Source organism: Ruegeria sp. CE9, from assembly GCF_056537425.1.
On sequence record NZ_JBQFRO010000014.1, the window covers coordinates 44,751 to 70,384 of the forward strand.

Sequence of the window (25,634 nt, forward strand, 5' to 3'; positions counted from 1 at the left end):
CAAATCCATTCATGAATAATCATATATGGTATGAGCAATATTGATTTCACTGATTTGGACGGCAAGGTCCTGCGGGTGTTCCTGACGATACTCGAGGAAAGCTCGGTCTCGAAAGCCGCTGACCGGCTTGGCGTCACGCAATCTGCGATCAGTCACACACTGGGCAAGCTGAGGCAGATGCTGGGCGATCCGCTATTTGTCCGATCGGGCCAGGGGCTGACCCCAACCGAACGTGCGCTGTCGCTGAAAGAGCCGGTGCAACAGGTGTTGGACAACATGCGCGCCCTGACCGAAGGCCGTCCGTTCGATCCGTTATCGGAACAGATGGACATTCAGATCGCCACCAACGATATGCCACGCGAGCTGATCTTTCCCGCGCTGCTAAGAAAAACACGCTCCGAAGGCGTGCGGTTGCGATTGGAATTCATCCCCTCAGGCGTTCCTGACCCAGACCTGCTGCGCAGTGACCGATGCCAGTTGATGCTGACCCCGCTTCCGCCGGATGGGCCGGATATTTTCCAGAAACGTCTCGTCACCAGCCCATTGATGATGTTTTACGATGCCGCACGTTGTGAACCGCCCAAGGATTGGCAGGCCTATTGTAACAGCGACCATGTCGAGGTGCGATTTGCCGATGGGCGTAACGCCCGCGCCGTCATGCGTGGCGTGGATCAAAGCCAGATCAGACCACCCGTCGTGACCCTGCCGCATTTCAACGCGATCCCACCTTTCGTAAAAGGCAGCGACCTGATCTCGACCGACACCGCACTGATGAAACGCGGGCCGCTGGCTGCGCTGGACTGCGCGCCGCTGCCGTTCGAGTGTGAGCCCGTGTCGATCTACATGGTCTGGCATCAACGTTCGGCCAATGATCCGGCGCATCGCTGGCTGCGGGATCAGATCGAAATGATTGCCGCCACGCTTCAGACCTGAGATAGAAGCCAGTCACGCATCTGTTGCACCAACTCTGGTTGGCGCGGCTTCTGCGGGATCACAATGAAAAAACTAAGGTCGTCGACCAGCACCTCAGAAAGCGGCTGTACCAACCGACCCGAGGCAAGCTCAGCAGATACAAGTGGGGCGTTGGCCAACGCAAATCCCTGCCCCGCGATTGCGGCATCTATCGCCAGACTCGTCTGACTGAAATTCATCATCCGGGGGCGTCCTTCAACGCCGGCGCGCTCCAGAAACAGCGGCCACAATCCATGGGAATCGCTGAGAAGGACGTGCTGCATCAGATCATTGGGGCCGGAGACTTGCGAAGCACGGTCCGGGCTGCCCACAACCACAAACTCGGTTGAGAAGAGCGGGGTGGCTTGCAGCCCCCGCGCTATGGGCGAACGGCTCTGACGCACCGCGATGTCAATTCCGTCCGACTGAAAATCGGCCAACCGTTCGCGCGCGTCGACCTGCACCGCCACATCTGGATGCCGGGACACAAAATCGTTCAACCGCGGGACCAGCCATTTTGACGCAAAGCTTGGTGTGACTGAAATCGTGATCTGCAGCTGTTCCGACAGATCATCGACTGCTTCGTCGATCAGTCGAAAGGCCCGGCTCAAGGGGGTGTGAAATCGTCTTCCCGCCTCGGTCAAACGCAGCCCGCGTGGAATGCGATCGAACAATGTGACCCCCAATCGGGCCTCCAATCCGCGCACCTGTTGAGCAACGGCACCTTGTGTCACGCCAATTTCTTCCGCAGCAAGACGAAAGTTCAGGTGACGGGCCGAGGCCTCAAAGGCGCGCAACGCGTTCAGAGGTGGGCGGGCAGACATGTTTTGACTGTAGATTTTCTACTGCCACAGCGCAACAGAACTGATTGGTCAAATGGATCCCGTAGCACCATCTTCAATTCAGATAACGCAAAGGAGCGTGAAGATGGAAAAAGTAGCTTTGATCACGGCAGGCGGCAGCGGAATGGGCGCGGATTCCGCGCGCAGATTGGCAGCGGATGGGTTCAAGGTTGGTATCCTGTCCTCGTCGGGCAAAGGCGAAGCGCTGGCGCATGAGTTGGGTGGCGTGGGTATTACAGGATCGAACCAATCAAATGAAGACCTGCAAAAGCTGGTCGACGCCGCGATGACCCACTGGGGGCGGATCGATGTGCTGGTCAACTCGGCAGGCCACGGCCCCCGCGCGCCGGTGCTGGAACTGACGGATGAGGACTGGCACACCGGATTGGATGTCTATTTCATGAACGCCGTGCGCCCCACGCGACTGGTTGCGCCGATCATGCAGGCCCAAGGCGGTGGGGCGATCATCAACATCTCGACCTTTGCTGCGTTTGAGCCCGATCCTGTGTTCCCCACCTCTGGCGTATTCCGCGCGGGGCTGGCGGCCTTTACCAAACTGTTTTCGGACCATTACGCCGCTGACAACATCCGTATGAACAATGTCTTGCCCGGATTCATCGACAGCCTGCCCGAGAAAGAGGAGTTCCGCAGCCGTATCCCACTGGGCCGTTACGGACGCAGCTATGATGAGATCGCCTCGGTCGTGGCTCTGTTGGCGTCAGAAGGGGGCGGATATATCACCGGTCAGAACATCCGCGTCGACGGCGGTATCACCCGGTCGGTTTGACGTCAGAACCGAGCCTTTACGAAATGTGTCAGCGCCGCGCCGCTCTCAAAAAAGGCACGGCGCAGACCCGTCCAGCTTTCGCTATATTCCTGCACCGGCGGCACCGGCAGTAGGGAATGATCATCATTCAGCAGGCATTCAGCCATTAAGCGCCCAAAAACAGTACCCGGCCCGATCCCGCGCCCGGAAAACCCGTGCGCGGCCAGCGCATTCGGCCCGATCTGAGTGATTTTGGGAATATGGTCCGAGGTCATGGCGATCCGTCCGTGCCACCCGTCGTCCAGCGGCTGATCCGCCAATTGCGGATAAAGCTCTGCCAGCTTCCGTTTGATCCAGGCTTTGTGGGCAAATCCCCCCGCGCCGCTGAGTTCCCCCATACCGCCAATCACCATGCGCCCCGCCTGATCCTGCCGAAACGAGGTCATGATCAGCCCGGTATCCCAGCACCCCTCGCCCTCGGGCAATATGCTGGCACGCAGATTATGTGATAGCGGCGCTGTGGCGTATTGGAAGTAATAGACCGGAACGTAATCGGGCGCGGTCTCTGCAATGCCCTGATGATATGCATTTGTCGCCTGAATGACGGACGTGGCGTGCACAGTTCCGGTGTCCGAGCGCAAAACCCATCCCCCAGCCTCGTGCTGCAGAGATACTATTGGGCTCTGTGTATAAATCCGTGCGCCTGCATCTTGCGCAGCGCGGGCAAGGCCAACCGCATAGGCAAGCGGCTGGATCGTGCCCGCACGAGGATCGAACAACGCACCATGGACGGCGTGGCTGCCCGTCCGCTGACGTGACTCATTCGCATCAAGCAATTCCACAGGCGCGCCCGAGGCGCTTAGCTGTGCATGACGTGTCTGCAAATCGCCAAAGCCCGCCGCAGAGTGGGCGCAATGCAATGTGCCTTTCCTGACAGGTTCACACTCAATCTGATGCGCGTCGATCAGTTCGAAAACCTCCGTCGGCGCATTCGCCAACAGATCGATCAGGCGATCCCCCGCCACTTGGCCCAAATGTGACCGGATTTGTTCTGGTGGCAACCAAAGCCCGGCATTGACCAGCCCGACGTTTCGGCCTGATCCACCATGCCCGATCTGTTGTGCTTCGAGCAGGCAAACCGACGCCCCGGCTTGCGCGGCGGTCAAAGCGGCTGAGCAGCCTGTGTAGCCGCCACCGATAATGGCGAGATCAACGCTCACGTCATCAGAAAGTTGTTGCGTGTCGACCCGTTCGCAACAGGTTTGCTGCCACAGCGAGTGATCATAGTCGCGCATGAACAAGCCCCAAGAGTGTTTCGCTGATCATTAGACAGAGCTTAGTCAGTAACAAGGGCGCGCTGCTCTTCCCGCCCCATGGCGATGAGGAACGGATCGTCGTTTTGCCGCGTCTGGAACGATGCCTTGTCTGTCATGCCCCACCAGTGCCCCAAAGTAAGGGATTGCGCCACCGCACCGCCCAGTGTCGCACCGGGCCCGGTCACAATGAACAGATCAGGTGCGAATTCGCGTGCAGCGGTCTGGATGGCATGGGTGAAGTCATAGGTCTCGGTCACCTGATGCCCTAGCGTATAGTCCCATAGGGCCTGCGTATCCGTGGCCCCCGGCCACCAGATTTTGCCACGACCGTCGATCATAGGACGCTCAGGCTGACCGAATAGATCGGGGCCAAGCTGTGCCCGCCCTTTCTCGGCCACGGGGGCCTGAAGCGCGGTGTGGAACGCGGCGTGGTTGGCAAATCGCAACGGGAACCGGTCTTGAAGGGTGGGCTGAGTCGCCTCGAAGGCCGTCAACCCGGCCTCATTCCCTGCCAGAACCAGCATTCCACCCAGATCAATCGACAGCGCGAGCGCGTGGTCCTTCAACGCGTTTATCCGCGCCACTTCATTCAGCAACGCGATTTTGCGAGCGGGATCTGCCGTCCATTCTTCATTCACGAACGGATAAACCAACTGACCGCCGATCAGGTGATCCTGCATCAAAGTGCCCATCGTGTTGACAACACGAAATCCGTTCTTGGGCGTCAATGCCCCTGCGGCAGCCAATGCAATGTACCAGCCCATCGAGTTGCCGGTGACCGCAACAACCTCGATATCATCATCAAGCGCCTGCGCATCAGCGAGCGCCGCCGCATAGATCAAGGGCGAAGCCACGTCACCGCGCGAGTATTTACCGACCGTAAAGCGCTCTGCCCCATCTAGTTGGGTGACAGCTTCTTGCCCGGTTTCAGCGCGGATCGCATCAAAGCGACTGAACATCTGCATACGGTCTACATGATGACGGTGCAAATAGCCCAGTTCAGGCTTGTTATAGGTGCCCCGGCCAGGGCAGATCACAACGGCTGTGCGGGTCATGACTGAACTCCGGTCAGGGTCAGCGCTGCAGCCACAATCCCATCTTTCGAGGGAAGGGGTGCCGCATAGGCAGGGCCGGTTGCAATGAATGAATCCTCGGCCACAACCCGAGCCGTTGGGGTCGTGGGACTTTCTTCGATGAAGAAAGTCATCAACGCCTCAGACTGGCTGCCGGTTCTGCGGCACTCGTCGACGACCAAAACATGCGCGCATGTTTTCGTGGCCTCACGCAGGGCCTCCATCGGCAGCGGTGCGAGCCAGCGCATGTCGATAATACGTGTTTTCAAGCCTGCCGCCTCAAGTTCAGGCAATGCTTGCTTCGACAGGTAATGCCCATTGCCATAGGTCACAATTGCCAGATCAGTACCGGCGCCGTGCACACCGACCTCGCCCAGCGCGATCCTCTGATCCAGAGCCGGATAAGTGGTCATCCACCCACCATCCTGCGCCGCGTGCAGATCTCGCATCGGGTAAAGCGCGATCGGTTCCAGAAATACGACAACCCGCTGCTCTTCTCGTGCCAGTCGCACACATTCGCGCAGCATCTGCGCAGCGTCCGCCCCGGTTGAAGGGCAGGCGATAATCACACCTGGAATGTCCCGCAAAACGGCCAGAGAGTTGTCGTTGTGAAAGTGCCCGCCAAAGCCTTTCTGATATCCAAGCCCCGCGATGCGCAGCACCATCGGGTTGGTGAATTGCCCGTTGGAAAAGAAGGGCAGAGTCGCTGCTTCTCCTCGAATCTGGTCCTCGGCGTTGTGCAGATAGGCGAGAAACTGGATTTCGGGGATCGGGACAAACCCGTTATGACCCATGCCAATCGCAAGACCCAAAATGGATTGCTCATCCAACAATGTATCGATCACCCGATCCGGACCAAAACGTTGTTGCAGCTTCTGTGTCACACCATAGACGCCGCCCTTGCGGCCTACATCCTCGCCCATGCAAACGATTTCGCCATGCTCAAGCATAAGATCGGTCAGTGCCCAGCTGATCAGACGGCTCATGGGCTGGGGTTCGGCCATCGCGCGCATATCTCCACCAAAGGCCTTGGCCCGCGCCTCGGCGCTTGGGCCATTTGTCGGCTTACAGGTCCGCTCTGGTGGGATCAAGCTGGCCATAACATCTGATGCTGTGGCGAGATGAGGGCGGCTGGACGCCTCCGCCGCCACACGATCCGTGCGCGCGCAGGTATCCTCATAAATTTTGAGAGCTTGATCCGGCAGCAACGCACCCGCTTGGTTCAACAGACGAACGCTGTGCAGCAGCGGATCGTTGGCCTCATCCGCCTCAACTTCGGATTTGGGCAGATAGGTCGTTGGCACATCCGCCCCGGCATGGCCATATAGGCGCACGGTTTTTAGATGCAGGAAGGCCGGTTTCCGGCGCGTACGGACATAATCGGCCGCCTCTTTCGCCACTGCGTAGGTCTCATAGATGTCCAACCCGTTGGCCTGAAAATACTTGATCCCTGGACGATGCTCCATCGAGGCCTGTATCCAGCCTTTGGGCGTTTTCACCGAGATGCCAATCCCGTTGTCTTCACATACGAAGAGCAGCGGCAGCGGCGTCGATTGCACGCTGGTCCAGCCTGCCGTGTTGATCGCGCCTTGCGCTGTTGAATGATTGGCCGAAGCATCCCCGAACGAACAGATTGCGATCCCATCCTCTGGCAACGCGCGATGCTCGGGCGCGTTTCGGCGTGCGGCACCAAGCGCATAGGCTGCACCCACCGCTTTGGGCAAATGGCTAGCAATGGTCGACGTCTGAGGCGGGATCATCAGCGCCTTTGATCCAAGCACCTTATGCCGTCCGCCCGAGGTTGGGTCCTCGCTCGAGCACGCAAAGCTAAGCAGCATATCCCATGCGATCTGCTGACCCGGCACCTGCTCCGCCCTTGCGATCTGAAATGCTGCGTCCCGGTAGTGCAAGAATGCAATGTCGGTAGGGCGCAGGGCGTGGGCGACAGCCGCCATTCCTTCGTGCCCGGACGAGCCGATCGTATAGAAGCCCTGACCCGCTTTCTGCATCGCCCGGCTGGTCCGGTCCAGGGCCCGGCTGAGAACCTGTGATCGAAACAACGAAACAGCATCGGCATTGCTCAAGCCTGGTCGCGGCGATGCGCCTTCAGGCAGGTCCGCGTTTGCGACACGGGTCAGGAAATTCTCATGTACGATCTGTGCGCGGTCCATGGCTCTCGCTTTGTCTGGTCATTGTCATCGGCCTGAGGTGACAGCAGTACGTATCCGACCCACCTTTGTTTTGTCCCGCGCGCAGACGAGAATTTCAAGATCACGGATGTACTTCATCTGATCGGCCGCAAAAGGAATGTATTCGCGCAGTCATCGCTCTGGCGGTGCGAAAATACCAGTGCTATTACGTTTAGAAGGTATGAGGAATTGTCATATGATTGCGCCGCGTCGGTTCCTTCCGTCAATCTCGTCACTGCTTGCGCTTGAAGCTGTTGATCGGCTGGGAAGCGCTTCGGCAGCCGCGGCCGAGCTGTCCTTGACACAAAGCGCGATCAGTCGGCAACTCAAGACGATGGAGGATCAGCTTGGGGTTCAGTTGATTGAACGCACCCAGATGCGTTTGCACCTGACACCTGCCGCCCAGGACTATGTGCAAACCGCAAGGTCTGCGGTGCAGGAATTGGCACAGGCAGCACTGAAGCTCAAAGCCAATCCGGCGGGCGGGGCACTGAACCTGTCAATCCTTCCCGCTTTCGGGATGCACTGGCTGGCCCCTCGCCTGCAGGATTTTGCCCGGCGCCACCCTGAGGTCACGGTCAATCTGGGTACTCGACTGAAACCGTTTGATTTTGCCTCCGACCCGTTTGATGCCGCCATTCATTTCGGCCAGCAGGACTGGGCGGGTGTTCACTATCTGCCGATCATGCAGGAAGAGGTCTTGCCAGTCTGCGCTCCGGACTTTGCTGCCGCTAACATTGACAGTTTGGATGATCTCCGCGCCGCACCGCTGCTGCATCTAGAATCCCGGCCAGATGCGTGGGAGCGGTGGTTTGCGCTGCAAGGGCAGACAGTTGCGGGCCTGCAAGGCATGTTGTTCGATCAGTTTTCGACCATGATACAAGCGACTATCCATGGGCTCGGCGTGGCTCTGCTGCCATCATATCTAGTGCAGGACGATTTGCGCGCCGGGCGACTTGTTCAAGCGTGGGAGGGTCCGGGGACAAGCCTTGGCAGTTATTATCTGGTCTGGCCCAATGACCGCTCGGCACCCGAGCCTCTAAGGTCGTTCCGAGACTGGATCCAAGACCAGCTAGAGACTGACGCATAGGGTTGCCTTAGAACTTACCGTTGTCGTTTTTCCACTCGCTACGTGGTGCAATGGTCTCAACCGTATCCCAATGCTCAACGATCTTGCCATCCGCGACACGGAAAAGATCATAAAATGAGGTGTGCTTGCCCTGAAGCTCTCCTTCGCACACGGTCAGCACAAAATCTCCCTCTGCCAATACGCGATGAAGATGCTGATAGTTCACGTCGCCTGTTTCCGCCAACGCCACCCGCAAAGCTGTCAGGTCATCCGAGAAGCGGGGGCTGTGTTCAACAAAGGCGGCAGCGTTCAGCCAAGCGTCCATCCGCCCCAATTTTCCGGCAATCAACACCGTTTCGACGAATGCCCGAACACTGGCTCGGCTCTCTTCGGTTTTTGCGACATCCCCCACCTCGGTCGGGCCGTCGACCATACTGTGCCCCGATCCATTTGGCCCCTGCCGCTTCTGAATATTGTCCCAGTGTTCCACCGCCTGCCCGTCTTCAAAGCGGAACACCTCAAAACCGATGTTCCGGCGCGAGAAATCATACTCTGTATGCGCAAAAACAAAGTCGCCATCCTCAAATGCACGCACGATGTTCACGCGCGGAGAGGTTTCCGACAGCCGATTAAACAACGCCGCAAGCCCTTCGCTGCCTTCGTGAGTTTGTGGATTGTGCTGAATATATCGCGCTTCGTTTACCACCGAAACGGGCCCAGGATCGCCGGTTTCGATGCTTTTGAGCAGCGCGCATATGCGATCCTTGTTGGAGGCAGCCATGCTGTTTTTCCTTCCGATCTAAACGGCCCGCCGACACAATGGCAGGCGGAACGCATTGCATCAACGCCATTGCTCAACTGCAAGCCCTGCCCGGCCCAACCGAAGGAGACGTTCCGCAAGGAATGTCGACGACGGGCGGGAGCGCTTTGAATCAGACGTCGATCGAGCGGGCGATGAGTTCTTTCATCACCTCATTGGTCCCGCCATAAATCATCTGAACCCGCGCATCCGCATAGAGCCGCGCGATTGGATACTCCATCATGAACCCGTAACCGCCAAACAATTGCAGGCACTCGTGCATGATTTCATTCTGCACTTCCGAACCCCAATATTTCACCATCGAGGCGGTCGCCGCATCCAACTCACCGGCTTCCAGCTTGCCGATACAATCATTGACGAAACTGCGCAGCACCTCGGCCTTGGTCTTGCACTCGGCCAATTTGAAACGGGTGTTCTGAAAATCCATCACACGCTGACCAAAGGCTTTGCGTTCCTGAGTGTACTTCACCGTCTCTGAAATCGCGAAATCGATCGCGCCCAGCGCCATGATCCCGATGGTCAGCCGTTCCCACGGCAACTGTTTCATCAACTGATAAAACCCCTGCCCCTCCTCCGGGCCCAGTAGGTTGGTCATTGGAACTTTGACATCTTCAAAGAACAACTCGGCTGTGTCGTTTCCCTTCATCCCAAGTTTCTTGAGGTTCCGGCCCCTCCGGAATCCATCAGTTCCGCCGGTTTCAACCGCGATCAGTGAAACGCCCTTTGCCCCCAAAGATTTGTCCGTTTTGGCCGCCACAATGACCAGATCAGCGGATTGCCCGTTGGTGATAAATATCTTGGACCCGTTGAGGCGATAGGAATTGCCGTCCTTCTCAGCCGTCGTTTTCACCGCCTGTACATCCGACCCGGTGCCCGGTTCGGTCATGGCCAGAGCACCGATCATCTCTCCCGAGGCCAGTTTCGGCAGCCATTTCTGCTTTTGATCTTCACTGCCATAAGCGGTGATGTAATGGGTTACGATGGATTGGATACCATATCCCCAGCCCGCGTCACCCCGCGCTGACTGTTCGTAGAGGGTGACCGAGTCGAATCCCATCCCGCCACCGACGCCACCATATTCCTCAGCAATCGAGCCGGCCATCAGACCCGTCTCTCCCGCCTGTCGCCAGAACTCGCGGTCGACGACCCCATTCTCGGCCCATTTCTCGGTATTGGGCACCAACGCGTCATCCATGAAGCGACCCGCCATTTCGGCAAACATCCGGTGTTCGTCAGTAACCCAAGCGGCTGTGCTGGTAAAAAGCGACATCGAAAAGCTCTCCAGATCAGGTGTTTGCCAAATGCTACCCGCGCGCGCGGGCAGTTCCAATCCGTGTGACGTGGCGTCCAAAACAAATGCTACGCAACGTTTTCGGCAAAATTCCGGCCTGAAAGGGTCCCCCATTGGTATGCACCCTGTCGGGACCCATGCGGCGATGGCGCGCATATGGATACCAGGCCTTGACCCTCCCGTCACTGGAACCCTTATATCAAGGGCGCAATCAATAGTTGGGATGCCTCGCATGGCCGAGTCGCAACATATACAAATCAAGATCACGGGTATGAGCTGCGCTTCTTGCGTGGGCCGGGTTGAAGGCGCGCTTCGCAAAGTACCGGGGGTCAGCGCGGCAGTGGTCAATTTCGCAACACATACGGCGGATGTCACGTATGAAGGTTCATTTTCTGAGATTCTAAGCGCACTTGACGCGGCTGGTTATCCAGCAGAAACCCATCAAATCCGTTTGGATGTTGAAGGCATGAGTTGCGCATCCTGCGTAGGCCGGATCGAACGTTTGCTTCAAGCAACCCCAGGTGTGTTGGATGTTGGGGTCAATCTTGCAACCAAAACTGCCGCGGTCACGTATGCCGAGGGATCAACCAAGCCAGCGACGCTCGCCCAATTTCTGGCCGAAGCGGGGTATCCATCCCAGCCGATCGACACCGATGAGGCAGACCGCAACACAAATGCGGATGAGCTTGCAGCTTTGTGGCGCGCGACATTGATCGCTGCCGCACTCGGTTTGCCGGTGTTTGTGTTGGAAATGGGCGGGCACATGATCCCTGCTTTTCACCACTGGATTCACGCAAATATCGGCCTGCAAACAAGCCATGTGATCCAATTTGCCTTAACCTCGGCACTGCTCATCGGTCCGGGGCGGGTCTTCTATGCCATGGGCATCCCGTCATTGCTGCGTGGCGCACCTGATATGAACGCGCTGGTGGCACTGGGAACGGGGGCTGCATATCTCTATTCGGTGCTCGCGACCTTTGCGCCACAGGTGTTGCCAGCGGGCACAGCCAACGTCTATTTCGAAGCCGCTGCGGTCATCGTTGTTCTGATCCTGCTAGGCCGACTGCTGGAGGCCCGCGCCAAAGGACGAACAGGGGCTGCAATTCGAAAACTGGTTGGGCTGCAACCCAAATCCGCGCGGGTCGAACGGGATGGAGCCACCCAAGACCGGCCAATCGCCGAGATCGTGGTCGGAGACATCGTGCTTATCCGCCCGGGTGAACGGGTGCCCGTGGACGGAGAGGTGTTGGATGGGACCTCCTACATAGACGAGAGCATGATCACCGGTGAGCCCATACCGGTCGGCAAAGCTAAAACCGACCCGGTCGTTGCTGGTACGGTGAATGGTACCGGTGCCCTGCGCATCCGCGCAATTCATGTGGGTGCCGAAACGGTTTTGGCTCAGGTCATCAGAATGGTCGAGCAAGCTCAGGGTGCAAAGCTGCCGATTCAGGGATTGGTGGATCGGATCACCTATTATTTTGTACCCGCTGTGATCGCCGTAGCGTTGCTTACGGTTGCGTCATGGCTGATCCTTGGGCCAGCCCCAGCGCTGCCTTTGGCACTGGTGGCGGGTGTTTCGGTGCTGATCATTGCCTGCCCCTGTGCGATGGGTCTGGCAACGCCAACCTCGATCATGGTGGGTACCGGGCGCGCGGCTGAACTGGGGGTTTTGTTCCGCAAAGGGGATGCGTTGCAGCAGTTGGAGCAAGCCAAAGTGGTCGCGCTCGACAAGACCGGCACGCTGACCATGGGGCGCCCGGAACTGGAAGGCATCATGACCACGAACGGCTTTGACGACGCCGAGGTGCTGCGCCTTGCTGCGGCAGCCGAGGCGCGCTCGGAACACCCGATCGGCAAGGCGATTACCCGCGCAGGTTCCAAGGAGTTGCCTGCGGTCGAAGCGTTCGAATCTGTGACAGGGCTTGGCTTGCGTGCGCAGATCGAAGGACGTGCGGTCATAATTGGTGCTGACCGGCTGATGGAGCAGTCCAAGATTGACCTCGGTGATCTGCGGCCTCATGCACAGGCACGCGCTGCAGAAGGGGTAACGCCCGTCTATGTTGCAATCGATGGGCAAGCTGCAGCGGCGCTGACGGTGTCGGACCCGATCAAACCGGGTACACCCGAGGCGCTGGCGCGCCTACACCAGTTGGGCGTGACGCTGGCGATGGTCACTGGTGACAATGCACAAACGGCTCGGGCTCTGGCCGACAAGCTCGGTATAGATCACGTCACCGCCGAAGTCCTGCCCGAAGGTAAGGTTGCAGCAATCGAGACGTTGCAGCGCCAGTTCGGAACGCTCGCCTTTGTGGGTGATGGCATCAACGATGCGCCGGCCTTGGCGACAGCAGATATCGGACTGGCCATAGGAACGGGTACCGATGTGGCAATCGAAACGGCTGATGTAGTGCTTATGTCGGGTGATCTTCGGGGCGTGGCCAATGCGATGGAGATCAGCCGCCGCACAATGCGCAACATCCGCCAGAACCTTGGCTGGGCTTTTGGATACAACACGTTGCTGATCCCTGTTGCGGCCGGGGTACTCTACCCGATGGGCGGTCATCTGCTGTCGCCTGCCCTGGCCGCCGGGGCCATGGCGCTGTCCAGTGTCTTTGTTGTCTCAAATGCGCTCAGACTGCGACGTATCCAGACCAGCTTGCCCGACGTCGGAGGCAAACAATCCCCTCAAGAGGTTGCCGCATGAATATTGGAGAGGTTTCCACCCGCACCGGTCTGCCTGTCAAAACCATCCGTTATTACGAGGACATCAACCTGATCAAGCCATCGCGCGACGACAATGGCTATCGCCGGTTCCGCGATCAGGACCTCCACAAGCTGAAGTTTCTGGGCCGCGCCCGAACCCTTGGATTCACCATCGAGGATTGCCGGACTCTACTTGCGTTGTACGAGGATGAAACCCGTGCCAGCGCGGACGTAAAGCGGGTTGCGCGTGATCACCTGGTACAAATCGATGCCAAGATCGCTGACCTCAAGGGGATGCGCGATACGCTCAGCCATCTTGTGGACGCATGCGCCGGTGATCACCGACCGGACTGCCCAATCCTGCAAGACCTCGGCGGCAAACAGTGACACAGGGTTGCCCTTTGGCCCAAGCTTTGCTTTGTCACTGCTAAAGTTCACGATCTGCCGTGTCGCTTAGGCCGGGTTCGGAATATGGAGAGGATCATTACATGGCAAAAGTTGCATTCCTTGGTCTTGGCGTCATGGGGTATCCGATGGCCGGGCACCTGCAGGCCGCAGGCCACGAGGTTACCGTCTATAATCGCACCGCAACCAAAGCTGAGGCCTGGGTGGCCGAGCACGGTGGCGCAATGGCTCTGACGCCACGAGACGCAGCTAGTGGCGCAGAGTTCGTCATGGCCTGCGTTGGAAACGATGATGATCTGCGCACGATCTGCACAGCTGAGGATGGGGCCTTTAGCGGAATGGCCCGCAACGCGATCTTTGTGGATCACACAACCGTTTCAGCCGATGTCACCCTCGAGCTGTATGACGTCGCCAAGGCGCAAGGTATTGCCTTTGTCGACGCCCCGATCTCGGGCGGCGAAGCCGGGGCCGTCAACGGTGTATTGTCGATCATGTGCGGTGGCGACAAAGATGCCTATGATGCCGCCGAACCGGTGATGGATGTGTATTCAAAAATCTGCCGTCGTATTGGCGAAAGCGGTACGGGCCAGTTGACCAAAATGTGCAACCAGATCGCAATCGCGGGTTTAGTGCAGGGCCTAAGCGAAGCGCTGCACTTTGCTGAAAAAGCAGGTCTGGACGGTCGTGCGGTTGTTGAGGTGATCAGTCAAGGCGCGGCGGGTAGCTGGCAGATGGTCAACCGGCATGAAACGATGCTGGACGATCATTTCGACTATGGCTTCGCCGTGGATTGGATGCGTAAGGATCTGTCAATCTGTCTGGATCAGGCGGACAAAACCGGTGCGTCTTTGCCGGTCACCGCGCTTGTGGACCAGTTCTACAAGGATGTGCAGAAACTGGGCGGGGGCCGGTGGGATACGTCTTCGCTTTTCAAACGACTGCGAGCGCAGGACTAAGCAAAGGGGGGCTATCTGCCCCCCATCGCGCCAAAGCGCGATTCCCCCCGAGGATATTTCTGGCCAGATGAAGAGGATCAATTTGGACATGGCGTGGTGTGACGTATGAGCGATCTGAACACATTCTGGGCTGGCCGCCTGCGTGAACATTGGGGACTGGACGCCCGACTAACGCGGTTGGATGGGGAGTATGACCTCAACTTTCTGGTCAAGGCAACCAACGGGCAAGACTATGTGCTGAAGGTGATGCGCCCCGGATGTGATGCCGCACTGGTGGATTTGCAGATCAAAGCGCTGGAGCACCTCAGCGCTGCAGCGCCGGGCCTGCCCTTTCCGACCATACATCCCGATCTGAATGGTGCCATGCTGCCAGAGATACCCGATGCACAGGGGCAGCCTCGGCTTGTTTGGTTGCTCGAACGGATGCCGGGGGAGTGTTATGCACGCAGCGCACCCAAAACCGAAGACCTCATCCTGAAGCTTGGCCGCGTTCTGGGCGCGACGGACCGGGCCTTGGAAGGTTTCACGCATGAAGGGTTGCACCGTACGGATTTCAAATGGGACCTCACGCAGGCCGGGTGGATCGGCGACCAATTGGATGCGATATCTGATCCCGCCCGGCGGGCGCGTTTGCAGCAGGTCACGTTGGAATTCGGGGCTATTTACGACCGGCTGTGCGCATTGCCAAAACAGGCGATCCACAACGATGCCAACGACTACAATATTCTTGTTGAAGGTGAGCTGAGCGAACGCCGCAGCATCTCGGGCCTGATCGACCTCGGCGACATGTGCGCCGCACCGCGCGTGTGCGAGTTGGCGATCGCCGGGGCTTATGTCGTTCTGGACCACCCCAGACCGGAACGGGCTCTGGCTGCGCTGGTGCGCGGCTATCATGCTGCCAACAGATTACGTCCGGATGAGATTGATCTGATCTGGCCACTGCTTCAGATGCGACTTGCGGTCTCTGTGGTGAATTCGACCTTGATGGCGGCTGAAAACCCGGACGATCCCTATGTGACGATCAGCCAAGCCCCGGCATGGCGATTGCTTGAGAATGAAACAATCAATGGCGCGCTTATGCCTGCCCGGCTGCGCGCAGCCTGTGGCGTGCCGGTCGTCGAAGGTGCTGAGCGTATCCACGCGTATCTGTCGAGCCATCGCGGACATTTCGCGCAGATGTTCGGGCAGGATCTAAACGATGTGCCTATGGGCTCATTATCCGTTGAGGAATCAACATGGCCGCAGAATCCGTTCCACATGCCGCTGGCCGAGGCGGCGCGGGTTGGGGAAGAGTTCGGAGAAGGCCTTTGGCTAGGCTACTACAGTGAACCTCGCCTGATCTATGCCGAACCGGGGTTCCGCAAGGGCCCTTGGAAAGCGTCGGATCGGCGCACGGTGCATCTGGCCGTTGATGTATTTGCATCTGCTGGAACAGTGCTGCATGCGCCGCTCAGCGGTCGGGTCGAGGCGGTTGAAAACAGGGACGCGCATCTCGATTACGGTGGCGTTGTGATCCTGCATCACGAAACCCCCGAAGGCGATGCGTTCTATACTCTTTATGGCCATCTAGACCCAGAGGTCAGCGCGCGGTTGAAACCCGGCGATCCGGTGGCCCAGGGTGCGGCTTTTGCCCGGTTGGGGGATGCCAGCCAGAACGGCGGCTGGGCACCGCATGTGCATTTCCAATTGGCGTTGACCACGGATGGGATGCAGGCCGATTGGCCCGGCGTTGCTGACCCGGATGAGCTGGAGCTGTGGCATGCTGTTTGCCCCAACCCTGCCGCGCTGTTGAACCTGCCGGATGACAAGGTGTTCTATCGCCCGACAGACAAGCAAGCGATCCTGCAGGATCGGCGCGATCACTTTGGCGGCAACCTCAGCCTGACCTATGACGATCCGGTCATGCTGGTGCGAGGCTGGAAACATCACCTGTTTGATGAATGGGGGCGGCCCTATCTGGACGCCTACAATAACGTGCCGCATGTGGGCCATGCGCATCCGCGCATTCAGGCGGTTGCGGCGGATCAGCTGAAACGCATGAATTCGAACACGCGCTATCTACACCCGGCGCAAACCGCCTTCGCAGAAAAGATACTGTCGAAACTGCCGGATCACCTTGAGGTCTGTTTCTTCGTCAATTCGGGGACTGAGGCCAATGAGCTGGCCCTACGTTTGGCCCGCGCCCACACCAGGGCCAAGGGAATCGTGACGCCAGATCACGGCTATCACGGCAACACCAATGCGGCGGTGGCGATCTCGGCCTACAAGTTCAACAAACCCGGCGGGATCGGACAAGCTGATTGGGTGGAGTTGGTTGAGGTCGCAGATGATTATCGCGGCTCGTTCCGGCGCGATGATCCCGACCGGGCCCGCAAATTTGCGGATTTGGTGGACCCAGCGATTGCCGCGCTTCAGGCAAATGGCCAAGGGCTTGCGGGTTTTATCGCGGAAACCTTCCCCTCGGTTGGCGGGCAGATCATCCCGCCAAAGGGTTATCTGCCTGCGGTTTATGAAAAGATTCGCGCCGCCGGAGGGGTCTGTATCGCTGATGAAGTGCAAACCGGCCTTGGACGCCTTGGCGAATTCTACTTTGGTTTTGAGCATCAGGGCGCGCTGCCGGACATCGTGGTCTTGGGAAAACCGATAGGCAATGGCCACCCGCTGGGCGTTCTGGTCACGACAAAGGAGATTGCCCAAAGCTTTGACAATGGGATCGAGTTCTTCTCGACCTTCGGCGGCTCAACCCTGTCCTGCCGGATCGGGAAGGAAGTTTTGGATATTGTCGATGACGAAGGGCTGCGGGAGAACGCGCGCGCCATGGGCGTTCGCCTAATGGACGGGCTCAAACAGATCGAGGCAGAGTTTGCCTGCGTTGGCGATGTGCGCGGGATGGGTCTGTTTCTTGGGGTAGAGCTGATCAATCCTGACGGATCGGAAAGCAGCGAAATCTGCAGTTACATCAAGAACCGGATGCGCGATCATCGCATTCTGATCGGCAGCGAGGGGCCCAAGGACAATATCCTGAAAATCCGTCCACCGCTGACGATCGAGGCAGAAGACGTGGACATGATCCTTTGGGCGCTCCGAGAGGTGCTGGGCGAAGTCAGCGATTACAGCCCTGCCCTCGTGTGCGATCACGATCATCATCACGCGGGTTGCGGTTGTTGCTAAGAACAATACCCCGGCAAAATGGCCGGGGTCTCGCTATCGCAGATCAGTGGAGCACCGAAAGTGGGGGTTGGTGCCCGGTCGTCAGCAATGGGATCGCGGCAGTCATCCGACGCAATGCAAGTCCCAGTTCCTCGGACAAAGAAGCCAATGCAGGGGCGAAATCGGGCCGCACTATCAACGAAGCCATCATCATCGCATCTTCACGCGCGCCTTCCGAGGCGGCCCCGATCATTTGGGCAAAACAGTTCTCGTCCGCACCCAGGCATGCACAGCCCAAACCATGTCGCACCAGCGGTCTGCGACCGTGATGCGCGCACAGAGAACACAGCCGGTCCAGCGTCAGCATCGTGGCCCGGCCCTGATTTGCACCCAGCGCGATATCAAAGTCGCTTGCCGCATTGGAACGGCCTTCGACCCCATCGCCCCAGAGACGCAGATACATGACTGCGCTTGCCTCAACAGGGTTCAGGTCGGACAGGCGACCAACAGCCGCCCCGCCGCGCGAAGATGGTGTGCTCATTTTGTCAGGATCAGTTTGCCGGCGCGGGTGATGCGCAGCGTATAAAGCTGATCGCCCAGCTCGATATGGGCCAGATTGCCGCCATTGGTGAGGTCTTCAGCCTTGTGGGCCGGAAGCATCGAAACAGCATAGCTTTGGGTCGTCGAGGGGGTTTGCATATTCATCGGAGCATCTCCAGAGCGTCGTTGGCACAAGGCCTATCTGATTGTTTCGCTTGATCTGGCTGACCCTGAATAGGGCTGGCTAACTGTTCACATCCTTAATCTGATAAAAATAGTAAGATTTGTCAAGTCGCAGTTTTCAAACCGATTGTTCCGCATTCCATTGCGCCGTCGCGCATTGCGACCTAGGCATTGATCATCAACAGACAAAGACGGATTCGCAGATGACAGCAGTTGTTGTATTTGACCTGGATGGCACTTTGGTGGACAGCCTTGCCGATATCGCCGCTGCAGCAAATCGCATGCTGGATGATCAGCGGCATCCCGCCCTGCCCGATGACATAATCCGCAGTTTTGTCGGGAACGGCCTGCCCAAACTGGTCGAACGTGTCATGACCCATTGCGGCTTCGCACCGGAACGGCACGCGGAACTGACACAGCTAACCTTGACGCACTACAATGCGGGCGCATGCGACCAGACCGTCGTCTACCCCGGGGTCTTTGAAGCGCTGGAAGACCTGTACGAAATGGGTTGTGTTCTTGGGGTTTGCACCAACAAACCCGAAGCGCCCGCGCGGCATGTGCTGAACGAATTGAAGCTGCAGCCTTATTTCGACACAGTATTCGGCGGTGACACCTTGGATATTCGCAAGCCCGACCCCGCACATCTGCATGCCAGCTTTGAGGCCTTGCCAGCAGCTGGTCCGCACATCTTTGTCGGAGACAGCGAGGTTGATGCCGAAACAGCCCAGCGCGCAGAGGTGCCGTTTTTGTTGTTCGAAGAGGGATACCGCAAATCCCCGGTATCAGAGCTTCCGCACACGCTAAGTTATCGCGACAGCGCCACCTTGCCCTCACTTGTTCGGCAGATCCTGCAGAACCCGGCATCGCACCGATAGTCCCCAAAAAAGCTGAGGGGCCGGCCAAGGGGGTAAGAAGCCAGCCCCTCATCGGGGGAAATTAGTGAAAGTGGTTGGGCACACTGGCCCGGTAGTTAATGGAAAGTTAACGCAGCTGTGCGGATCGCGAAATTGGGGGATTCCCGTAGTACGGGGATTTTTTGCACGGTTTGGGGCAATTATTTTGCCAGAGGCTATAAAAAATAGGGGTTACGCGGCTTGTGCCGCAGCGGCCCGTGCGATCACCAATTCCTCATTTGTTGGAATAACCATCAAGTTCACTCGGGATAGGTCAGTCGATATGACCCGACGGTTATCCGCATTGGCATCATGATCGAGTTCAATGCCCAACCAGCCCATATCGGTACAAATACGGTCGCGGATATAGGTCGAATTCTCTCCGATCCCGCCGGTAAACACCACTGCATCCAAGCCGCCAAGAACAGCGGCCAAGGCGCCCAACTCACGACGTATGCGGAAAGTGTAGTAGTTGATCGCATTCCGCGCGCCCGGTGTGTCCGAGGCCTCGAGCGTGCGCATGTCATTCGTCATGCCCGAAAGACCCAGCAACCCGGATTTGCGATACAATAGGTCGGAAATCTCATCCGCGGTCATGCCTTGCTGGTCCATCAGATACAGCACCACGCCCGGGTCAAGTTGACCACAACGTGTCCCCATCGGCAAACCGTCCATGGCCGAGAACCCCATGCTGGACCCGACCGAGCGACCTCCGATCATGGCGCACATCGAGGCACCGTTGCCCAGATGGGCCACAACCACGCGTCCGCCATGTATCAACGGCGCCGTCTTGGCCAGATGATCAGAGATGTAATCGTAGCTCAGCCCGTGAAAACCATAGCGCCGCACGCCCATGTCATAATATTCAGTCGGCAAAGCAAACGTGTCATTGACCCATGGGTGATGTCGGTGAAAGGCCGTGTCAAAGCAGGCGACCTGCCTAGCGTCCGGAAATCTGTCCATTGCCGTGCGCGCGCCCTGTAGGTTGTAGGGCTGATGCAGTGGCGCGAACGGCTCAAGCTTTTCAAGCATCTGCATGCTTTCGGGGGTCAGAAGAATGGGGCGGTCATTGTCCGGGCCACCATGCACAATACGGTGACCCACCGCCGCGACCCGTGCCGAAGGGAACTGCTGCTCTAGTAAATCCAGAATATAGTCCAGCGCGCTGGCCTGATCTCGCAACGCTTCAGAAACGGTATCGGCAAGCACAAGGCCATCCGTGGTCTCTGCTTTGATGCGCGCCGGAGGGCTGCCGATGCGTTCCACCTCTCCCGAGCAGACTAAAAGCGGGTCTGCTTGTCCCGATGCGAACAGCCCGAATTTCAACGAGGACGAACCCGAGTTCAGCGTAACAATATGGTCCATCAGATCTTACCCGACATCTGCGCCGCATGCAGGGCTGCGACTGCACAGGATACCAACCGCGCCCTATCGTCATCTGCGCGACTGGTCAGAATGATCGGTACGCGTGCGCCCAGGACCACGCCTGCAGCCTCGGCGTGGGCGATATAGGTCAACTGTTTGGCCAGCATGTTGCCCGCGTCCAGATTGGGCACGACCAGAATATCAGCCTGCCCGGCTACTTCCGAGACGATGCCCTTTGTCCGCGCCGCTGCAAGGCTGACCGCATTGTCCATAGCCAATGGCCCGTCGACCAGACCGCCCCTGATCTGGCCGCGTTCGGCCATTTTGGACAGCAGTGCTGCATCGATCGAAGACCGGATTGCGGGGTTTACTGTTTCGACCGCGGACAGAACACCAACCTTAGGCGCTCCGATGCCGATTGAGATTGCCAAATCAATCGCGTTTTGTGTGATATCGATCTTGGTTTCCAGATCCGGCTCGATATTAATCGCCGCGTCGGTCACCAGCAGGGGATGCGGCTGGCCCGGCACATCCATGACAAAGACATGGGTAAAGCGGCGGCCAGCGCGCAACCCACGCTCGCGCCGAAGGGCTGCGCGCAGCAGATCGTCAGTGTGTAGATGCCCCTTCATCAGCGCCTCGGCCTGACCATCCGCAACAAGGTCGACCGCTTTGTTGGCCGCCTCCAGATGGCCGTGAACAGGAACAATCTCAACATCCCCGAGCGGCAAATCGACCTCAAGCGCGGCTGCCGTGATTTTGTCAGTGTCACCGATCAGTATCGGTTTGATGATGGTTTCCCGCGCGGCCAGCAATGCACCCCCTAGCGAGTTCGGTTCTTCCGGCGCAACAACGGCCGTGGGGATCGGGGGCAGCGGGCGCGAACGATCAAGCAGCGCATCAAAATGTCTGTGCCGTTCAACCACCAGTCCGGGGACCTCAATCTCATTGAATGACATTTCTTTTTCCGGCGCGATCACGACCGCGATGCCCGAAACGATCAACGCCTCATCACGGGGGCGAGTCACCTGCGTTTGCAAAACCACTTCGCGGTTGTCGCGCTTTTCGATCACCGTAACTCGGGCCAGCAATTCTTCGCCGGCATAGGCCCGCGCATTAAAATCCAAGCTTTGCGATTTATACAGCGTCCCCGCACCCGGCAGGATATTCCCCAGAACAGCCGAGATAAGCGCCCCAAGAAACATCTCGGGCGCGATCGCTTCGTTTATGTTGTCACCATCCCCGTCTTCGTCAGCCAGGTTCAGGGGGTTGTGATTGCCGGAGTTCGACGCGAATGCGTAAAAATCATCCTCAGTACAGAACCGGGTCAACTCGGCAGTGTCGCCGACCCGAAGCTGATCATAGGGCTTGTTATGGTACTGCATTGGAGCTTTCGGCGGTTATTTTGCACCGATCATTATGAGATTTCAGTTAAATATCCAATGACGTTCGTCGGAATTTCTAGGGCTCAAACCCCTCTGGCACACCAAACAGAGGCGCATCCAGCGTCGTCCCTGTCAACGCACTCATGAATGCCACGAGATCATCAATCTGGGCATCCGTTAGCTCAAGCGGCTCAACATCAACCTTCTGGCGCTGGCGCGCCATCTCGAACCGGTCCTGCCAGACGATGAAATCCACATTCTTTAACCATGGTACATCTGGCAGAGCGGCCGTCGCTGGGGTCCATTCGGCGAGGCTTTGAGGCGGGTTCAAATGGTGGCGAATGATACCTTCCAGATCGGGGAATGCACCATTGTGCCCATACGGGGCCGTCTCGGTCACATTGCGAAGCATCGGGGTGCGGAAGCGATAGGCATCCTCAAGCCGGTTGCTTTCGCCCATGCGACCGACGTCACGCGCATAGGGGTCCCACTGTCGGGTCTTGCCCGGGCCAAAGGGGGGCAGGCCCAGCGCGTGAAACTTCTGATCCGACAGCAAGGGGCCTGAATGGCAGCCCGAGCAACCTGCCTCACCGAAGAATAACGCCATGCCATCTATTTGCTGCGGCGACATCGCCTCGCGATCTCCAGCCAAGTATTGGTCATACGGGCTGTCGGTGCTGCGCCATTCCAGTGCCATGAATGCCGCCAAAGCATTGGCGATTTGGGTGATCGTGATATCTTCGGTCGTCTCCACCTCATCGAAAGCCGCGACCATAGCTGGGCCATAGCGCGGATCGGTGCGTACGCGTTTGGCGAGGATGGGCCATCCCTTGTCGATCCGGTCATGCACGGCGCCTGTGACCTCGTTTTCAGCCACATTCCCCGCCATCTCGAACTGCGACGTCAACGGGAACAACGCCTGCGCTGCCAACAGCGAATTCAGCCCCTCCGGCAGCCATTCCTGCGCAGGAGAGTTAAAGCCGTTGCCATAAACATCCGATATGCTGAGACGACCGTCGTGGAAAACCGTATGGATATCCTTGGCCCCAAGATTCCACAAACCCGGCGAGTTTCGTGGAATGCGCTTGCGGATCTTGTCCGTTCCGATCCCCGGCATGCGATCGGGGCCAAGCCCCTGCCCACCCTCGCCGATGCCCAGAGACAGCCCGTCCGAGGTGCCAAAATCCGGGTGATGGCAATGAGCGCAAGCAATGTTTTGGTTACCCGACAGGATCGGATCGTAAAACAGTTGATGACCGATGGCGGCCTGTTCCATATCAAAGGGAATGAAATCAGCATCCGTCAGCGGGCGCGGCAAATCCTGAGCCGCCGCGGCCCCGGCCAATAGGAAAGCAACCCCGTGCGTCAGTTTGTATTTGCCCTTTGTCTGCTTGCGACCCCGGCGCTGGCCGAGTTGGAACAGGCACGCGATTTGATGGAAGCCGGAGAGTTTGAAGCCGCGCGCGAAGAACTGATGCCAGCGGCGCGATCCGGGAATGCCGAAGCCGAGGAGTTGATCGGTGTCATGTACGGGCTGGGTCTTGGGGTCGAGCAGGATTATGAGCGCGCGTTTGAGTGGTATCTGCGCGCCTCGCTCAAAGGTCACCCTGGGGCGCAATCCGGTATCGGCTGGTATTATGAGCTGGGTCTGGGCATGCCCGCCCCCGATCTGGTGCGAGCCTATATGTGGTACACGCTCAGCGCCATCGGCGGCGATCCCGATGCCGCGATCAGCCTTGAAGAAGTGGTCAAGAAAATGTCGCCGGAGCAGATCGAAAGAGCGCATATTCTGGTCAATGATTACAAAGGGTGGATGTACCCCTTCAGATGACAGGTTAAACCCTGAGCGGTTTCGCAAACCGTTTTGGGGCATTGGTTTCCGGATCGATGATCGGGCCTGAGGAGTACTGGCACACGAACGCCCGTCGCGGGTCAGCCGTTGTATTCGCGCCCGAACTATGAAGCGTCAGGCTTGAAAACGCCACGATAGTACCGGCTTTGCAGGTCATCGGGGTTCCTGTTTCTGTGCCAAAATATCCGTTGAGCTCGTTGCTATCATCCTGCCACTCATGCCGGTCCAGTCCCGGCTCGGCATCGATATCGCGTGGCAGGATGTAAACGCAGCCATTCTCTTCAGTTGCGTCGTCTACTGCGATCCATACGGTCAGATAAGGCACGTGATCAAAACCGACATAAGCCCCGTCTTGATGCCAAGCAAAACTTGCCCCTTTGCCGGCCCCTTTGACCACAAATTGTTCATTGAACAACATCGGGTCCTCAATTCCGCAGGCACTGGTGATCTCGGCGATTTTGCTGCCCAACAGAAAATCCTCGAGCCGAGGGAATTCTGCATGCCGATGGCGCAGAAAGCGACGCGCATCGCCCAGCCCGATTTTGTGCACGTCCCCGCCACCATCATGTGCTGGCTCTTCTAGCAGCGCGTCGCAGGTGCCGCGCAGCATCTGCAATTCTTCATCACTCAATGCGTTTTCAAATACGAGGTAACCTTGACGGCGAAATGCGTCGGATTGATCAAGCATGCTGGGTCTCCCGAGCGAAAGATCTGGGTTTGATTAGGTGTCTCTATGGGTTCGTCACGCGCGACATTTGCCGCGCGTAACAATTTTGAACTGCCTGAGCTTATTGCGTTTCAGCAGCGCGCGTCGCCGCGATTTCCGCTTCGGCCTCGGCAACGGCTGCAACAAGCGCGTCAAAGGCTGCTTCGCCACCATCTACATTGGCTTTGAACCAGTCATACACAGGGGCTGCAGCCTCTTTGAAGGCTGCTTTCTCTTCTGGTGTTGGCACATAAAGGTCCCCGCCTTCGGCGACGAAGTCTTCATAGGCTTGAATCGACTTACGCTTGGGCGACGCAAAGGTGGCCTGCTGAAGCTGATAGAAGCCATCAACAATGACATTCCGCAGTTCAGGAGGCATCGACATGAACTTTTTGTTGTTCATGAACCACAAGGCACCCATGTAGGCGTGCCCATCCAAAGTGACATATTTCAGACCGGCATCCGGGAATTTCATGCCCATGATGTCAGTGATGCCGTTCTTGGAGCCTTCGACAACACCGGTCTGGAAGCTGGTGAACAGCTCCGGCCACGGGATCGGGGTCGGGGATGCGCCCAGTGCTTTCACCAGTTCCTGCGGCAGGTCGGCGACCACAGTGCGGATCTTCAAACCTTCCATGTCTGCAGGGCTGGCAACGCGGCGCTGCGTGTTGGCAAAGTTGCGCCATCCGCCGGTATTGCCGATGGTCATCAGACGTAATGCACCGCCCGAGTTCTCGGCAACCATCTCTTGCATCTTGGTCACAAAAGGCGATCCATTGGCCAGCGCCGCCTCGGCGACACGGTCATCAGACATCAGGTAAGGCAGATCAAGCACCTGCACGAATGGGAAGATGCCAGAAGTACCGCCAGAAGTCTGGATCACGATATCAATCTGACCTTCGGCCACACCTTGCAGGCATTCAGCGCCGTTCGAACACAGCTGCGTACCGATGAACAGCTCGACCTCGATTGCACCGTTCGATGCCGCCTCGACGTAGTTTTTAAAGACGATCAAGCCGTCATAATCTTCGTCGTTTTCGTTCGAATTCGCAGTGGCGCGCAGCGTGTAATCCGCTGCGGTTGCCGCGATGGCGGATGCAGCAACAAGCGTCGTGGCGACGGCTGCGGTCTTGATGAAACTTCTGAGCATGCGTTTCCTCCCTATGGGTCTCA

At 58.0% G+C, this 25,634-nt stretch carries 22 protein-coding genes; 9 read left to right on the forward strand and 13 right to left on the reverse strand.

Annotated elements, in window-relative coordinates:
• Positions 1-30 precede the first annotated feature (30 nt).
• On the forward strand, positions 31-933 hold the full coding sequence (locus tag ACR0B3_RS20835) for a LysR family transcriptional regulator (protein WP_480810721.1): 903 nt from the start codon (positions 31-33) through the stop codon (positions 931-933).
• On the opposite strand, the gene ACR0B3_RS20840 is transcribed toward ACR0B3_RS20835, so the two are convergent.
• The gene (locus ACR0B3_RS20840; protein ID WP_480810722.1) at positions 924-1,775 is read right to left on the reverse strand and encodes a LysR substrate-binding domain-containing protein; all 852 of its coding nucleotides are present in this window, start codon (positions 1,773-1,775) and stop codon (positions 924-926) included. The two genes, ACR0B3_RS20835 and ACR0B3_RS20840, sit on opposite strands and share 10 nt — an antisense overlap.
• Before the next feature lie 103 nt (positions 1,776-1,878).
• On the opposite strand from ACR0B3_RS20840, the gene ACR0B3_RS20845 reads away from it, so the two are divergent.
• Positions 1,879-2,580, forward strand: coding sequence for an SDR family oxidoreductase (locus ACR0B3_RS20845; RefSeq protein WP_480810723.1), 702 nt, complete (start codon positions 1,879-1,881; stop codon positions 2,578-2,580).
• A 2-nt stretch (positions 2,581-2,582) separates the two neighbouring features.
• Here the strand turns inward: ACR0B3_RS20845 and ACR0B3_RS20850 are convergent, their stop codons facing one another.
• The 3 genes from ACR0B3_RS20850 to ACR0B3_RS20860 are packed head-to-tail and all read right to left on the reverse strand — an operon-like array spanning position 2,583 to position 7,119.
• Complete coding sequence (locus ACR0B3_RS20850) at positions 2,583-3,854, reverse strand: NAD(P)/FAD-dependent oxidoreductase (protein WP_480810724.1); 1,272 nt, start codon at positions 3,852-3,854, stop codon at positions 2,583-2,585.
• Positions 3,855-3,895: 41 nt separating this feature from the next.
• Entirely contained in the window at positions 3,896-4,930 is a 1,035-nt protein-coding gene (locus ACR0B3_RS20855; protein ID WP_480810725.1) for an ACP S-malonyltransferase, read from the reverse strand.
• Positions 4,927-7,119 (reverse strand): dehydrogenase E1 component subunit alpha/beta, encoded by a 2,193-nt coding sequence (locus ACR0B3_RS20860; protein WP_480810726.1) that lies wholly within the window; start codon positions 7,117-7,119, stop codon positions 4,927-4,929. The genes ACR0B3_RS20855 and ACR0B3_RS20860 overlap by 4 nt, the downstream gene beginning before the upstream one ends.
• Before the next feature lie 214 nt (positions 7,120-7,333).
• On the opposite strand from ACR0B3_RS20860, the gene ACR0B3_RS20865 reads away from it, so the two are divergent.
• Positions 7,334-8,227: a LysR substrate-binding domain-containing protein gene (locus tag ACR0B3_RS20865; protein WP_480810727.1), complete on the forward strand. Its 894-nt coding sequence runs from the start codon at positions 7,334-7,336 to the stop codon at positions 8,225-8,227.
• Positions 8,228-8,234: 7 nt separating this feature from the next.
• Here ACR0B3_RS20865 and ACR0B3_RS20870 read toward each other — a convergent pair whose 3' ends face one another.
• Both ACR0B3_RS20870 and ACR0B3_RS20875 read right to left on the reverse strand, forming a co-directional pair.
• On the reverse strand, positions 8,235-8,987 hold the full coding sequence (locus ACR0B3_RS20870; protein ID WP_480810728.1) for a nuclear transport factor 2 family protein: 753 nt from the start codon (positions 8,985-8,987) through the stop codon (positions 8,235-8,237).
• Between the two features lie 151 nt (positions 8,988-9,138).
• On the reverse strand, positions 9,139-10,296 hold the full coding sequence (locus ACR0B3_RS20875; protein ID WP_480810729.1) for an acyl-CoA dehydrogenase family protein: 1,158 nt from the start codon (positions 10,294-10,296) through the stop codon (positions 9,139-9,141).
• Between the two features lie 253 nt (positions 10,297-10,549).
• Here ACR0B3_RS20875 and ACR0B3_RS20880 point away from each other — a divergent pair, with 253 nt between their 5' ends.
• The 4 genes from ACR0B3_RS20880 (at position 10,550) to ACR0B3_RS20895 (ending at position 17,555) form a co-directional block, all read left to right on the forward strand.
• Positions 10,550-13,024 carry a heavy metal translocating P-type ATPase gene (locus ACR0B3_RS20880; RefSeq protein WP_480810730.1) on the forward strand — a complete coding sequence of 825 codons (2,475 nt, stop codon included), beginning with the start codon at positions 10,550-10,552 and terminating at the stop codon, positions 13,022-13,024.
• Positions 13,021-13,410 (forward strand): Cu(I)-responsive transcriptional regulator, encoded by a 390-nt coding sequence (gene cueR, locus ACR0B3_RS20885; RefSeq protein WP_480810731.1) that lies wholly within the window; start codon positions 13,021-13,023, stop codon positions 13,408-13,410. Before ACR0B3_RS20880 ends, cueR begins: the two co-directional genes overlap by 4 nt.
• A gap of 59 nt (positions 13,411-13,469) precedes the next feature.
• A complete protein-coding gene (locus ACR0B3_RS20890) occupies positions 13,470-14,384 on the forward strand; it encodes an NAD(P)-dependent oxidoreductase (RefSeq protein ID WP_480810732.1) in 915 nt (304 codons plus the stop codon).
• A 105-nt stretch (positions 14,385-14,489) separates the two neighbouring features.
• The gene (locus tag ACR0B3_RS20895; RefSeq protein ID WP_480810733.1) at positions 14,490-17,555 is read left to right on the forward strand and encodes an aminotransferase class III-fold pyridoxal phosphate-dependent enzyme; all 3,066 of its coding nucleotides are present in this window, start codon (positions 14,490-14,492) and stop codon (positions 17,553-17,555) included.
• A 43-nt stretch (positions 17,556-17,598) separates the two neighbouring features.
• Here the strand turns inward: ACR0B3_RS20895 and ACR0B3_RS20900 are convergent, their stop codons facing one another.
• Positions 17,599-18,075: a hypothetical protein gene (locus tag ACR0B3_RS20900; protein WP_480810734.1), complete on the reverse strand. Its 477-nt coding sequence runs from the start codon at positions 18,073-18,075 to the stop codon at positions 17,599-17,601.
• Complete coding sequence (gene hemP, locus ACR0B3_RS20905) at positions 18,072-18,239, reverse strand: hemin uptake protein HemP (RefSeq protein WP_170687454.1); 168 nt, start codon at positions 18,237-18,239, stop codon at positions 18,072-18,074. The genes ACR0B3_RS20900 and hemP overlap by 4 nt, the downstream gene beginning before the upstream one ends.
• Positions 18,240-18,460: 221 nt before the next feature.
• On the opposite strand from hemP, the gene gph reads away from it, so the two are divergent.
• Positions 18,461-19,135 carry a phosphoglycolate phosphatase gene (gph, locus tag ACR0B3_RS20910; RefSeq protein ID WP_480810735.1) on the forward strand — a complete coding sequence of 225 codons (675 nt, stop codon included), beginning with the start codon at positions 18,461-18,463 and terminating at the stop codon, positions 19,133-19,135.
• Between the two features lie 210 nt (positions 19,136-19,345).
• Here gph and ACR0B3_RS20915 read toward each other — a convergent pair whose 3' ends face one another.
• The 3 genes from ACR0B3_RS20915 to ACR0B3_RS20925 all read right to left on the reverse strand — a co-directional run bounded on the left by ACR0B3_RS20915 (position 19,346) and on the right by ACR0B3_RS20925 (position 23,248).
• Positions 19,346-20,518, reverse strand: a complete 1,173-nt coding sequence (locus tag ACR0B3_RS20915; protein ID WP_480810736.1) for an acetate/propionate family kinase — start codon at positions 20,516-20,518, stop codon at positions 19,346-19,348.
• Entirely contained in the window at positions 20,518-21,903 is a 1,386-nt protein-coding gene (locus ACR0B3_RS20920; RefSeq protein WP_480810737.1) for a bifunctional enoyl-CoA hydratase/phosphate acetyltransferase, read from the reverse strand. The genes ACR0B3_RS20915 and ACR0B3_RS20920 overlap by 1 nt, the downstream gene beginning before the upstream one ends.
• 76 nt (positions 21,904-21,979) lie before the next feature.
• The gene (locus ACR0B3_RS20925; RefSeq protein WP_480810738.1) at positions 21,980-23,248 is read right to left on the reverse strand and encodes a cytochrome-c peroxidase; all 1,269 of its coding nucleotides are present in this window, start codon (positions 23,246-23,248) and stop codon (positions 21,980-21,982) included.
• A 15-nt stretch (positions 23,249-23,263) separates the two neighbouring features.
• On the opposite strand from ACR0B3_RS20925, the gene ACR0B3_RS20930 reads away from it, so the two are divergent.
• Entirely contained in the window at positions 23,264-23,734 is a 471-nt protein-coding gene (locus ACR0B3_RS20930) for a tetratricopeptide repeat protein (protein ID WP_480810739.1), read from the forward strand.
• Positions 23,735-23,738: 4 nt separating this feature from the next.
• Here ACR0B3_RS20930 and ACR0B3_RS20935 read toward each other — a convergent pair whose 3' ends face one another.
• Together ACR0B3_RS20935 and ACR0B3_RS20940 are read right to left on the reverse strand one after the other, a co-directional pair.
• Positions 23,739-24,443 carry a phytanoyl-CoA dioxygenase family protein gene (locus ACR0B3_RS20935; RefSeq protein ID WP_170727371.1) on the reverse strand — a complete coding sequence of 235 codons (705 nt, stop codon included), beginning with the start codon at positions 24,441-24,443 and terminating at the stop codon, positions 23,739-23,741.
• A gap of 100 nt (positions 24,444-24,543) precedes the next feature.
• A complete protein-coding gene (locus ACR0B3_RS20940; protein WP_480810740.1) occupies positions 24,544-25,611 on the reverse strand; it encodes a TRAP transporter substrate-binding protein in 1,068 nt (355 codons plus the stop codon).
• Positions 25,612-25,634 lie beyond the last annotated feature (23 nt).